The organism is Butyrivibrio proteoclasticus B316 (genome assembly GCF_000145035.1).
Classification (GTDB): Bacteria; Bacillota; Clostridia; order Lachnospirales; family Lachnospiraceae; genus Butyrivibrio; species Butyrivibrio proteoclasticus.
Map to the genome: position 1 here is coordinate 140,989 of NC_014387.1, position 14,275 is coordinate 155,263.

The following is a 14,275-nucleotide window of genomic DNA, read 5'->3' on the forward strand; positions in this document are numbered from 1 at the left end:
TTTTATAAAAAAAGGAGGAAAGAAAATGAAGTTTAAGAAAATTGCTTCTCTCGCGCTGACAACAGTTATGGCAGCTACTATGGTAGCAGGCTGTGGACAGACTGCTGCAGAAAGCACAGGGGGAAATGCTCAGTCAGAGACCAAGACTGAGACAACAACTACCACTACAGAGACTACAAGTGGTGACACAGCGGCTGCTCCTGCAGAGGCTGATCATTCAACTGAGTACACTGTAGACTTTTACAATGTAGCTGCTAACTTCCAGGGTGTACAGTCCGGATGGTATGGCAAGATTGTAAAAGACAAATTTAACATGGATCTGAATATCATCGCACCTCAGGTATCTGGTGATGGCGCAGCTCTTTATCAGACACGTTGCGCAGCCGGAGCTCTCGGAGATCTTATCATTCTCGACAACGCAGATGCTCAGGAGTGCGTAGAGTCAGGACTTATCCATGACCTTACAGATGTTATTGAACAGTATCCTAACCTTGCTAAGTTCATGCCTCAGATCAAGCAGTTTAACTCAATGATGGGTGACGGAACCAAGATTTATGCTATTCCTCTTGAGATGAACAACAATGGTCCTACAGCATACAAACAGCTTCACGTATATTCATATCCTCGTATTGGATGGGATATGTATAATGAGGCAGGAGCTCCTAAGCTCGCTAACCTTGATGATCTTCTTAGCTGCCTCAAGGACATTCAGACAGCACATCCTACAAACGACAAGGGTGATCCTGCTTATGCAATCAGCCTTTGGAAAGACTGGGATAGCCAGTACATGGAGTGCGTAGCTCAGCTTACAAAGTGGTATGGACAGGAAGTAAACGGATCAGTTCTTATCGGAACAGATAACTCTATCGTTCCTCTTACTGACAAGGCTGGCGCTTACTACAAGATGCTCAACTTCTTCTACAAAGCTAATCAGCTCGGTCTCGTAGATCCTGACTCAGCTACACAGGACTGGAACTCAATGGTTTCCAAGATGCAGGACAAGAGAGTATACCTCTTCTGGTATAGCTGGCAGTATGGATTCTGGAACACTCCTGCTAAGGGCGAAGAGGGAACAAACTACATCGAGATTCCTGTAGCAGATACAAACCTCTATCAGGCTTCTGATACATATTATGGTGATGGACGTGTTCTCTGCGTTGGTTCACAGGTAAGTGATGAGAACTTTGCAAGACTTATGGAGTTCCTTGACTGGTACGCTTCTCCTGAGGGAGTTCAGATCCAGCATGGTGGTACAGAAGGCCTTATCTACACTGTAGAAAACGGCAAGTATAAGCTTACAGAAGATGGTATCAACAGATTCTCAGCAGAAGTTGCAGTTCCTGAAGATCAGGGCGGCGGAAACTGGAACGATGGTAACAACCAGATCAACCAGTGGATCGTAGCAAGCTGTGATATTAACCCTGATACAAACGAGCCTTATGGTACAGATATGTGGTCATCAACAATCGAGATGAACCAGACCAAGACAACTAAGGAATGGACAGAAATGTATGGTGCAGCTGACGACGTTGAGTACCTTCTCAACAACAAGATGATGACAGTTGTTCCTAGTATCAACATCGCACTTGCAATTGATTCTACAGATATCAGCCTTATCCGTAAGCAGTGCGGCGACACAATAAAGGACGCTTCCTGGAGAATGGTATTTGCCAAGGACGATGCTGATTTCGAAGCTCAGTGGGATGCTATGACAGAGCAGCTCAAGGGTCTTGGATGGGATGACCTTACAGCATTTGATACAGAGAAGTATCAGCCAATGCTTGATGCAAGAAAAGCAGCTCAGTAATTATTATTTCTTAGATATTTGATCCGCGAACAATAATAAAACAAAAAAGACGAGGACAGATTTCCTTTCGCGAAAAAGTGAAGGGAAATCTGTTTTCTTTTTATTATTAAGAATGTTATAGTGAAATAAGAGGACATTAACAGGTTTTAAAAGAATACGGAGTCTATGGTCATATATGGGTAAAAAATATGTAACTGACATGACAAAGGGCAACGAAATAGCTCTTTTGATCAAGTTTACAATTCCAATGCTGCTGGGAAATCTATTCCAGCAGTTTTATAATCTTGCGGATACGATAATAGTAGGACAGTTTGGAGGCGAGTTTGGTCTTGCATCAATAGGAGCTGTAGGAAGCGTTAACTTCCTCTTCTTTTCACTGTGCCTTGGAATGGGGGCAGGAGTCGGAATCATGATCTCTCAGAATTTCGGCGCCGGAAAAGATGAATATGTTAAAAAAATAGTTGGAAATGCCGTTTACATTACCCTTGTAGCCGGAATACTCATGAGTATAGTGAGCGTTGTGTTTGCAAGGCCAATCCTGACCATTATGGATACGCCTGAGGAATGTATGGCTGATGCTCTTTTATATATGAGAATAGTGTGTGGTGCGACCTTCCTGGTAGCAGCTTACAATATGATCTCATCAATACTAAGAGCTCTTGGAGATAGTAAGACGCCGCTTATTTTCCTGGTTGTAGCATGCGTCATCAATATAGGACTTGACCTTATCACAGTAGTAGGACTTCACTGGGGCGTAGCAGGAGCTGCTATAGCTACTGTCTTTTCCCAGACTATAGCAATGGTTGGATCAATTGCTGTGGGAGTTAAAAAGAATCCTTATCTGCAGCTGCAGAAGAGGCACAAGGAGGTTAGTACAGACATCATAGACAAGGCAATACGTCTTGGTATTCCTCTTGCCCTTCAGAATGCACTTATTGCATTTTCATGTGTCGCTCTTCAGCGCGTAGTTAACAGCTTTGGAAGCAGCGTAATGGCAGCTTATACAGCAACAGGCCGTGTTGAGCAGCTTGTTCAGCAGCCATTTGGATCACTTGGAACAGCGGTATCAACTTTTGCAGGTCAGAACGCAGGTGCCAAGAAGCTCGACAGAGTAAAGAGCGGATGCATCAAGAGCGTAATGCTTGTTGCAATATTCAGCGCACTTATGCTGGTTATCATGTTTGTTTTCGGAGAGACTATTATTGGCTTCTTTACACCTAATCAGGAGGCTATCAGGATTGGTGCAAGAGGACTTAGGATCACGGGATGCTTCTACTTCTTCCTGGGACTTATATATGTATTCAGGGGTATGCTCAACGGCGTAGGAGATGCTGCCTTTGCCCTTATAAACGGAATCATTGAGGTAGTAGGACGTATTGGTTTTGCCACAATTCTCATGGCAATTCCAGGTGTTGGACTCTGGGGATGTTGGTACACTAACGGTCTTACATGGGCAATCACAGGAATCGGTTGTGTTATCAGATATATGAGAGGCCACTGGAGGAAAAAAGTGTTCGCATAATTACGTGAAACAGGCTTTATTTCCACAATTTTAAGATGTATTATTAAGTAGAAAAGTTTTTGTTTTTATGGAGGGGATAAAAATGAAAAGTAATACTAGCACCAAGCTTTTTGCTGCACTTAGCTACATCACATGGATTGGCTGGATCATAAGCTTTATATTCAGAGATAAGGATGACGAGGTAGTTAAATTCCACCTCAATCAGGCACTAGCGCTTAAGCTTCTCAATCTGGTCATAGGGGCTGTTTATAAAATTGCAGGTTCACTAATTATAACCAGATTATGCGGACTTGCTGCAATTGCAGTATTTGTATGCATGGTCATAGGTATCATAAGGGCAATTAATCTCAGCACTGAGAAGATTCCACTTGTAGGTGATCTGAGCCTGATCAAATAAAATTGTATTATCGTATACAAAAAATACTTGACATGTGTTTTTAGTTGTTCTAGAATTCATAAACATAAAGACAAGGGCGTCTTAGAGAGGAATCTCTAAGGCGCCTTTTTCTTACCTTTATACCGGGTGCAGTCCGCGGTGTGCCTGATATGTCGGTATATGACTAGTGCGCTTTATGAGCTGCAATTAGTAAGTTGTTTACATATTGACTTTTTAGAGTGATGCGATGGGGCATTAGCTACAGAATAGTAGCGCCCTGCGCATTGCTCTTTTTTTATAACAATATGTTAAACAAAGCGGAGAGGAGAACATGTATGAGTGATGAAATCTTAAGTGCTATAGATAGTAGTGTATTTGGCGTATGGTTCCTTATTGGAGCTGCATTAGTGTTCTGGATGCAGGCTGGTTTTGCAATGTGCGAGGCAGGCTTTACCAGAGCCAAGAATACAGGAAACATCATTATGAAAAACCTGATGGATTTCTGTATTGGAACTGTAGTATTTATTCTTATCGGTTTTGGCCTGCTTCTGGGGGAAGATATGGCAGGTATTATCGGAAGACCGGGATTTGATATCTTTACAAACTATGCAAATTTTGACTGGTCTAACTTCGTATTCAACCTTGTGTTCTGTGCAACAACGGCAACAATCGTTTCTGGATCAATGGCTGAGAGAACTAAATTCATTTCCTATTGTGTGTACTCGGCAGTTATTTCAGCAATTATCTATCCAATTGAAGCGCACTGGATCTGGGGTGGCGGCTTCCTTTCACAGATGGGATTCCATGATTTTGCAGGTTCTACAGCAATTCACATGGTTGGAGGTATCTCAGCACTTATCGGTGCAGCTTTCCTTGGACCACGTATTGGTAAGTTTGAAAGAGACAAGGCAGGAAAGGTAACAAAAGTAAATGCTTTCCCTGGACACAACCTTGTGGCAGCAGCCCTTGGTGTATTCATTCTCTGGCTTGGCTGGTATGGATTTAACGGAGCCGCAGCAACATCAATTGAACAGCTTGGAAGTATCTTCGTAACAACAACTATAGCACCTGCTCTTGCAACAGTAACATGCATGATCTTCACATGGATCAAATATGGTAAGCCGGATGTTTCAATGTGTCTCAACGCTTCCCTTGCTGGCCTTGTTGCTATCACAGCTCCTTGCGATGTAACAGATGCATTTGGTGCAATTGTTATCGGTATTGTAGCTGGACTTCTTGTTTGCTTTGGTGTATGGCTTCTTGATTACAAGCTTCACGTTGATGACCCTGTTGGAGCAGTTGCAGTTCACTGCCTTAACGGCATCTGGGGAACATTTGCGGTAGGTCTTTTTGCAACAAACACAGCACCTGGCTACTCAATTGCAGATGCATCAGGAAAAGAGATGACAGGCCTTTTCTACGGTGGTGGATTTAAGCTCCTTGGAATTCAGTTTGTTGGCTTTATAGCAGTAGCTGCATGGACAGCAGTTATGATCACTATCACATTCCTTGCTATCAGGGCAATACTCGGACTTAGAGTTACGGAGGAAGAAGAAATCCTTGGTCTCGATTCAACAGAGCATGGCCTTGCAAGCGCTTATTCAGGATTTGCCATCATGGATGTTTCCAATACTCTTCAGATGTCAGTTAACGAAAACACAGACCTTGGTGTCAGCGAATACAGCGAGGCGAGCACCTTCCAGAAAGACGCTTCAGTCCCTGTTGTATCTGCACCTGTACATACAGAATCAGGTATTCATAAAGTTGTTATTATCGCCAAGTTGTCCCGCTACGATAAGCTGAGACGAGCTATGAACGATCTCGGCGTAACAGGGATGACTGTTACTCAAGTCATGGGATGTGGCGTCCAGAAAGGTTCTGGCGAAATGTATCGTGGAGTCGAGATGGATGCCACTCTCCTTCCCAAGATCAAGCTTGAAGTTGTTGTCAGCAAGATCCCGGTTGAGGACGTTATCGAAGCTGCTAAAAAAGCTCTTTATACAGGCCACATCGGAGATGGAAAGATCTTCGTATACAGTCTCGACAATGTAGTTAAGATCAGGACTGGCGAAGAAGGGGCGCTTGCTTTAGCGGACGTCGAATAAACTATAGTTTTTGGAGGAAGTTATGTGCGCAATACTTACATACGCAAGGGAAGATTTATCCCGGGAGTTCTTTGAAGAAATGCTATCAAAGACCATATCAAGGGGCCCTGACATGTCAAGGATCCAGAAAGTAGGATGTGGATGGATGGGATTTAACCGTCTGTCTATCATGGGACTTAATGAAGCAGGAATGCAGCCCTTTAATCATAATGGTAATACGGTGGTATGTAACGGAGAGCTTTACGGATTTCATGATTTAAAAAAATACTTAGAATCCCTTGGATACAGCTTCCAGAGCGAAAGTGATTGCGAAATATTGCTTCCTTTATATGAGATATTAGGAACCAAAATGTTCGGATTTCTTGATGCTGAATATGCCTGTGTTATCTATGACAAGAAAAAGAATTCATTTATAGCAGCAAGAGATCCAATTGGAATCAGACCCCTCTATTACGGCTATGATGCAGAAGGACACATCATATTCGCATCTGAACCTAAAAACCTGGTGGGAGCTTGTGATCAGATAATGCCTTTCCCACCAGGGCATTTCTATGAGGATGGTAAGTTTGTCTGCTATAGAGATATGACAAAGAGCAAGTCAAAAGAGTGTAGAGAAACACTCACTGATGATTCCTTAGAAGTCATAGTTGAAAATATTCATGACAAGCTTTTTACCGGTATACAGAAAAGACTCGATGCGGATGCGCCTGTGGGATTTCTTTTATCAGGAGGTCTTGATTCATCCCTTGTCTGCGGCGTAGCGGCTAAGCTTTCCGATAAGCCAATTGAAACCTTTGCAATCGGAATGGACATAGATGCTATTGATCTTAAGTATGCAAGAGAGGTTGCTGATTACATTCATAGCAATCATCACGAGGTAATCATTACAAAAGACGATGTCATTGGAGCTTTGGAGCCTGTTATTGCAGCACTTGGAACCTACGACATCACAACAATAAGGGCATCAATCGGAATGTATCTTCTCTGCAAATGGATCCATGAGAACACAGATATAAAGGTTGTTCTGACAGGTGAGATTTCAGATGAACTTTTTGGTTACAAGTACACAGACTTTGCACCAAGCGCTGAGGCTTTCCAGGAAGAAGCCGAAAAGCGTATCAGAGAAATTCACATGTACGATGTACTTCGTGCAGACAGATGCATAAGTGTTAACTCTCTGGAAGCAAGAGTTCCATTCGGAGATCTGGATTTTGTGGATTATGTAATGGGAATCGATCCTGAAAAGAAATTGAATACCTATGGTATTGGTAAATTTCTTTTACGTAAAGCCTTTGAAAAGGATGAAGTTATTCCACATTCGATCCTAATGAGAGAAAAGGCAGCATTTTCAGATGCCGTGGGGCATTCTCTCAGAGATGACCTTATGGAATATGCAGACAGTAAATATACTTATGCTGAGTTTGAAACGACCAAAAAGAAATATGAACATGCAACTCCATTTACTAAGGAGTCACTGTTATACAGAGAAATATTTGAAAAGTACTATCCGGACCAGTCAGATATGGTTATTGATTTCTGGATGCCTAACAAGAGCTGGAAGGGCTGCAATGTAACAGATCCTTCAGCAAGAGTTTTATCGAATTATGGAGCCAGCGGTCAGTAAAGGCTCATAAATAAAAGAAAAACGGAGGAGAGTGGCAATGATCGAAGCGAGCAAATTAACAACAGAATTTGGAAGTCTAGTATTTAACGACAAGATTATGAAGGAACGCCTTCCCAAGGATATCTACAAGGCAGTTCATAAGACAATTGAAAAAGGAACACATCTTGAGCTGGATGTAGCTAACTGTGTAGCAGCAACCATGAAGGAGTGGGCAATCGAGAACGGTGCTACACACTTCACACACTGGTTCCAGCCAATGACAGGTCTTACAGCTGAAAAGCACGACAGTTTCATTTCTCCAACAGAGGATGGCAAGATCATCATGGAGTTCTCAGGAAAAGAGCTGGTTAAGGGCGAACCTGATGCATCAAGCTTCCCAAGTGGTGGTCTTCGTGCAACATTCGAAGCTAGAGGTTATACAGCATGGGATCCTTCATCACCTGCATTCATCAAGGATGGTTCCCTTTACATTCCAACAGCTTTCTGCTCATACGGCGGAGAAGCTCTTGATAAGAAGACTCCACTTCTTCGTTCAATGGAGGCTCTTTCAAATGAAGCGGTTAAGATGATGCGTCTTCTTGGATATGAGGATGTTAACCGCGTAAATACAACAATCGGTTCAGAACAGGAATATTTCCTTATCGACAAGGATTTCTATAAGAAGAGGAAAGATTTGCTTCTTACAGGCAGAACACTTATCGGTGCTCCAGCCAGCAAGGGTCAGGAGATGGAAGATCACTACTTCGGAGTTATTAAGCCAAAGGTATCTGCATACATGCACGACCTTGATGAAGAGCTCTGGAAGCTTGGAATCCCTGCTAAGACCAAGCACAACGAGGTTGCACCTTCTCAGCACGAGCTGGCTCCTGTATTTGAGACAGCAAACATCGCTGTAGATCACAACCAGCTCACAATGGAAGTTATGAAGAAGGTTGCTGACAAGCACAACTATGCATGTCTTCTTCACGAGAAGCCATTTGAGGGAGTTAACGGATCTGGTAAGCACAACAACTGGTCAATCTGCACAGATACAGGAATCAACCTTCTTGATCCAGGTAAGAACCCAGGCGAGAACATTCCTTTTCTTGTCTTTCTTATGTCTGTTATCGCAGCAGTTGATGAGTATGCACCAATCCTCAGACTTTCAGTAGCATCTGCAGGAAACGACCACAGACTTGGAGGAAACGAGGCACCTCCAGCAATCATCTCTATCTTCGTTGGTGATGAGCTTGCAGAAGTACTCAAGGCTGTTGAGGCCGGAGAAGCTTACAAGGCAGTAGGCAAGTCTCAGATGACAATGGGAGCAACAGTACTGCCACACTTCACCAAGGACAACACAGACAGAAACAGAACATCACCTTTTGCTTTCACTGGTAACAAGTTCGAGTTCAGAATGCCTGGTTCATCAGTTTCTGTTGCAAATGCTAATATCGTTCTCAACACAGCAGTTGCAGAAGAAGTAGCAAAGCTCTATGCAAAGCTTTCAGCATACAGCGGAAATGAGCTCAAAGAAAAGGTAAAGGAAGTTCTTAAAGAGACACTTCTAGCACATAAGAGAGTTCTTTTCAACGGAAACGGATATACAGACGAGTGGGTTGAGGAAGCTGCTAAGAGAGGCCTTCCAAACCTTAAGGCTCTTCCGGATTGCATGCCATACTGGATCAGCGATGAGTCAATAGATCTTTTCACAAGACACGGTATTTTCACCAAGGAAGAGATTTACTCAAGATATGAGATCCTCCTTGAGAACTATTCTAAGTCAATTCACATCGAGTCTCTCACAATGCAGGAGATGATCAGAAAAGACTTAACAGAAGGTCTTGTAGCATATGAAAAAGATCTGTCAAAAGAGATTGTTCAGAAAAAGAGCCTTCTCGATGGAGACTGCTGTGCACTTGAGCTGGGAGTTCTTAAGTCTCTTGATAAGTCTAGCGCAGAGATGGGCAAGGCACTTTCAAAGCTCTTCGAGGATACCAAGAAGGCAGAGGGCATGACAGAAGCTCTTGAGACAGCAAGTTACTATGAGAGCACAGTCCTTGCAGACATGGACGAGCTTAGAAAGTACGCTGATGAGGCAGAGGCACTTATTCCAGAGAAGTACCTTAGCTATCCAACATACGGAGAGATGCTGTTCTCACTTAGATAATCTGAGTGCCGCGTAAATATCATAAATGATTAGGGGCGATTATTGCGGATCCAAATACAATTATCGCCCCATAATTCTATATCTTTAGTTAGCAGCGAAGCTGCGGGAAGGGGAGTACCCACATGGAACCATGGTTGAATGAGAGAGACGCCTGCGGAATAGGCGCCGTAATTAACATAGATGGAAATGCCGATAACAAGGTTCTTGACGATGCACTTAGCATTGTTGAGAAGCTTGAACATCGTGCTGGTAAAGATGCCACAGGCAAAGTCGGTGATGGCGTTGGTATTTTGGTGCAGATTTCTCACAAGTTCTTTAAAAAAGAAGCTGAGAAGTCAGGAATGAAGCTTAAAAGTGCCGGTGATTACGGCATTGGAATGTTCTTTTTGCCACAGGATTCTATGAAGAGAATGTTTGCAAAAAGGCTTCTGGAAGTTATTGCCCAGAAAGAGAACATGAAGGTTCTTGGCTGGAGAGATGTGCCAACACATCCCGAAATATTGGGACAGGTGGCAGTCGACTGCATGCCCTATATTGCTCAGTGCTTTATTGAAAGACCATCCAATGTTCAGCGCGGAGTAGAATTTGACAGACGACTTTATTGCCTTAGGAGAGAGTATGAGAAATCTTCTGAGGATACTTATATTTGCTCTTTTTCATCCAGAACCATTGTGTATAAAGGAATGTTCCTTGTAGGACAGCTTCGTAATTTCTACGAAGATCTTCTTTCTCCTGATTATGTTACGGCTATTGCTATGGTTCATAGCCGCTTTTCCACTAATACAACACCGTCATGGCAGAGAGCTCATCCGTACAGAATGATCGCTCATAATGGTGAGATCAATACAATCCGTGGTAACAGCGACAGAATGCTTGCCCGTGAAGAGACCATGTCTTCGGATGTTCTTGGTGAAGACCTTGCCAAGGTCTATCCTGTAATTGCATCTTCCGGATCAGACTCTGCAATGCTTGATAATACGCTGGAATTTCTGTACATGAATGGTATGGATCTTCCTCTTGCTATGATGCTCACAATTCCTGAACCCTGGAAGCACAATGATTTCATGGCCCAGGACAGGAAAGATTTTTACCACTATTATGCAACTATGATGGAGCCATGGGACGGCCCCGCAGCAGTTCTTTTTACTGATGGTGAAGTGTTCGGCGCTACTCTTGATAGAAACGGACTGCGTCCATCAAGATATTATGTCACCAAGGATAACAGACTCATTCTCTCTTCTGAGGTGGGTGTCCTTGACATTCCTGAAGAAAACATTGATAAGAAATCCCGCTTGTCACCTGGACATATGCTCCTTGTAGACACCAAAGAGGGACGAATCATCTCTGATGAAGAATGTAAGGATAAGTATTCCAAGGCAAGCCCTTACGGTGAGTGGCTTGATAGATATCTTTTGCACCTTCATCACCTTAATATTCCCAACAAAAAGATTCCTACAAATAGCCAGGAGATGAGAGATAAGCTCTATAAAGTATTTGGCTATTCTTATGAGGATGTTAAGAATCAGATCATGCCTATGGCTACAAATGGCATAGAACCTACAGTATCTATGGGTACTGACGTACCGCTGGCTATGCTTTCCATGCATCATCAGCCACTGTTTTGCTATTTCAAGCAGCTCTTTGCCCAGGTAACAAATCCGCCTATTGACTCGCTTCGTGAGAAGGTTGTTACTGATACCACAGTGTACATCGGATCTGATGGAAATCTGTTAAAAGAAAAGAGTGATAACTGTCGAGTTCTGGAGATCAATAATCCTATCCTTACAGGCGTTGACCTGATGAAGATTGAGGCCCTTGATCAGCCTGGATTTAAGGTTAGAAAGATTTCTCTTTTGTATTATAAAAATACTCCTGTTGAAAGAGCATTGGAGCAGCTTGACGTGTCTGTTGACAGGGCTGTTGCTGACGGAGTAAACATCATCATCTTGTCAGACAGGGGAGTTGATGAAAACCACATGCCAATACCATCTCTTCTTGCTGTATCTTCAGTTGAGCAGCATCTGGTTAGAACCAAGAGACGCACTGCGGTTTCTCTTATTCTTGAAAGTGGTGAGCCAAGGGATGTTCATCAGATTGCTACTCTTCTTGGTTTTGGTGCAAGAGCTATTCACCCTTACCTTGCACAGGAGTGTATCGCAGAACTCATAGATATCGGAATCCTTGATAAGGACTATCACACAGCAATTGCTGATTATAATAAGGCACTTCTTGGAGGTGTTGTTAAGATTGCGGCTAAGATGGGTATTTCAACACTTCAGTCCTATCAGTCAGCAAGAATCTTTGAAGCAATCGGTTTGTCAAAAGAGCTGGTGGATAAGTACTTTACCGGAACAACCAGCCGAGTAGGCGGAATCGGAATTGCAGAGATCGGCCAGGACGTAGAGTTTAGGCATAATAGAGCATTTGATCCTCTGGGACTTTCAACAGATACTACCCTTGATTCTATCGGCTTCCATTCACTTAGAAGCGGTGAGGACAAGGAAGATCATATGTACAGCCCTAAGACTATTGTTACTCTTCAGAGAGCAGTCAGAGAGGGCGACTACGAGAGATTTAAAGAGTACAGTCAGATGGTGGATGATGAGGACAGACCTCATACTCTGAGAGCTCTTTTATCATTTGTTCCTGCAGATAAGCCGGTGCCAATTGAGGAAGTTGAAAGCGAAGAGGAAATCGTAAAGCGTTTCCAGACAGGTGCCATGAGTTACGGCTCTCTTTCCAAGGAGGCCCATGAGACTCTTGCCATAGCTATGAACAGACTTGGAGGCAAGTCTAATACCGGAGAAGGCGGCGAGGATATTGCCCGCTTTGGAACAGAGAGAAACAGTGCAGTTAAGCAGGTGGCATCAGGAAGATTCGGCGTAACAAGCCAGTATTTGCAGTCTGCAAAAGAAATCCAGATCAAGATGGCTCAGGGAGCTAAGCCCGGTGAGGGCGGACATCTTCCAGGCAAAAAGGTATATCCATGGGTTGCAAGTACTCGTTACTCAACTCCAGGCGTAGCCCTTATTTCACCGCCACCTCACCATGATATCTATTCAATTGAGGATCTGGCGCAGCTTATTTATGACCTTAAAAATGCCAATGATAAGGCAAGAATATCAGTTAAGCTGGTTTCAGAAGCAGGTGTAGGCACTATTGCATCAGGTGTTGCCAAGGCAGGAGCACAGGTAATTCTGGTGTCAGGATATGACGGAGGAACAGGTGCAGCTCCTTCTTCATCAGTTCATCACGCTGGACTTCCGTGGGAACTTGGTGTGAGTGAAGCGCACCAGTCACTTCTTGATAACGGCCTTAGAAGTCGTGTTGTACTTGAAACAGATGGTAAACTCATGACAGGTAGAGATGTTGCTATTGCAGCCCTTCTTGGAGCAGAGGAGTTTGGATTTGCTACCGCTCCCCTTGTATGCATGGGATGTATGATGATGCGTGTCTGCAATAAGGATACTTGCCCTGTTGGTATCGCAACTCAGAATGAGGAACTTAGAAAGCGCTTTAAGGGTAAGCCAGAGCATGTTATGAACTTCATGCTCTTTGTGGCAAGACAGCTTCGTGAGATCATGAGTCAGCTTGGCTTTAGAACCGTAGAGGAGATGGTAGGAAGAACAGATAAGCTTGCCATGAGAACCTACGGCGGAAGTGATATGGATATCAAAAAGCGCAAGGAGGCAGCAGATCTTAGCCGTATCCTTGACAGAGCATATGTGGACAGAAAAGATAACCACTTTGATCCTAAGGAAGTTTATAACTTTGGTCTTGAGAAGACACTGGATTCAAAGGTGCTGATTCCTGCGTATGAGAAAAATAAAGATAAGTTGGGCATGCAGATTTATACAGGAAAGCAAGCAGGTAAGACGAAGGATGCCCAGGCTGACAACAGGCTGCTTGTAAAAGTTGATGTATCCAGTACCGACAGGAGCTTTGGAACACTTCTTGGCAGCAGAGTAACTGCTGATTACCAGAATATTCTTGTAGAAGACAGTATTGTTGTTGAGGCACAGGGCGGAGGAGGTCAGTCCTTTGGCGCATTCCTTCCTAAGGGCGTAACCATTAGGCTCTACGGCGATGCTAATGATGGATTTGGTAAGGGCTTGTCCGGAGGTAAAGTAGTTGTAAGACCTTCTGAGAAAGCAACCTTCAAAGCTCATGAGAATATCATTATAGGTAACGTTGCACTTTACGGCGCAACAGCAGGAAAGGCTTATGTCTGCGGCGTTGCAGGTGAGAGATTCTGCGTACGTAATTCTGGAGCTGTTGCTGTAGCAGAAGGTTGCGGCGATCACGGGCTTGAATACATGACCGGCGGAAGAGCAGTAATCCTTGGCATGACAGGCAAGAACTTCGCGGCCGGTATGAGTGGTGGAATTGCTTATGTCCTTGATAGAGAACATACTCTTTACCTTCGAATGAACAAGGATATGGCATCACTTTGCGAGCTTACAGAGAAATATGATATAGCAGAGCTCAGAGGAATCCTTGAGGACTATGTAAAAGAGACAGACTCTGAATTTGCTAAGGAAATCCTGTCTGACTTTGAAAACTATATTCCGGATTTCAAGAAAATCGTTCCTAATGACTATCAGAAGATGCTGACAGCAATCGGAAGGCTCGAGGAGCAGGGTATTGATCATGATACTGCAGTTCTTGAAGCTTTCAAGGAACTTACGTAAGGAG

At 43.5% G+C, this 14,275-nt stretch carries 7 protein-coding genes; all 7 read left to right on the plus strand.

What is annotated here, in order from left to right:
* Window positions 1–25 precede the first annotated feature (25 nt).
* The 7 genes from BPR_RS00640 (at window position 26) to gltB (ending at window position 14,271) form a co-directional block, all read left to right on the plus strand.
* Window positions 26–1,807, plus strand: a complete 1,782-nt coding sequence (locus BPR_RS00640; protein WP_042256280.1) for a type 2 periplasmic-binding domain-containing protein — start codon at window positions 26–28, stop codon at window positions 1,805–1,807.
* Between the two features lie 175 nt (window positions 1,808–1,982).
* The gene (locus BPR_RS00645) at window positions 1,983–3,329 is read left to right on the plus strand and encodes an MATE family efflux transporter (protein ID WP_013279528.1); all 1,347 of its coding nucleotides are present in this window, start codon (window positions 1,983–1,985) and stop codon (window positions 3,327–3,329) included.
* A gap of 82 nt (window positions 3,330–3,411) precedes the next feature.
* Window positions 3,412–3,726 carry a hypothetical protein gene (locus tag BPR_RS00650; protein ID WP_042256282.1) on the plus strand — a complete coding sequence of 105 codons (315 nt, stop codon included), beginning with the start codon at window positions 3,412–3,414 and terminating at the stop codon, window positions 3,724–3,726.
* A gap of 314 nt (window positions 3,727–4,040) precedes the next feature.
* Window positions 4,041–5,810 (plus strand): ammonium transporter, encoded by a 1,770-nt coding sequence (locus BPR_RS00655; RefSeq protein WP_042256284.1) that lies wholly within the window; start codon window positions 4,041–4,043, stop codon window positions 5,808–5,810.
* 22 nt (window positions 5,811–5,832) lie between these two features.
* Window positions 5,833–7,434 (plus strand): asparagine synthase B, encoded by a 1,602-nt coding sequence (asnB, locus tag BPR_RS00660; RefSeq protein WP_013279531.1) that lies wholly within the window; start codon window positions 5,833–5,835, stop codon window positions 7,432–7,434.
* Window positions 7,435–7,471: 37 nt separating this feature from the next.
* Window positions 7,472–9,580, plus strand: coding sequence for a glutamine synthetase III family protein (locus BPR_RS00665; RefSeq protein WP_013279532.1), 2,109 nt, complete (start codon window positions 7,472–7,474; stop codon window positions 9,578–9,580).
* 122 nt (window positions 9,581–9,702) lie between these two features.
* Window positions 9,703–14,271 carry a glutamate synthase large subunit gene (gene gltB / locus BPR_RS00670; RefSeq protein ID WP_013279533.1) on the plus strand — a complete coding sequence of 1,523 codons (4,569 nt, stop codon included), beginning with the start codon at window positions 9,703–9,705 and terminating at the stop codon, window positions 14,269–14,271.
* Window positions 14,272–14,275: the final 4 nt, after the last annotated feature.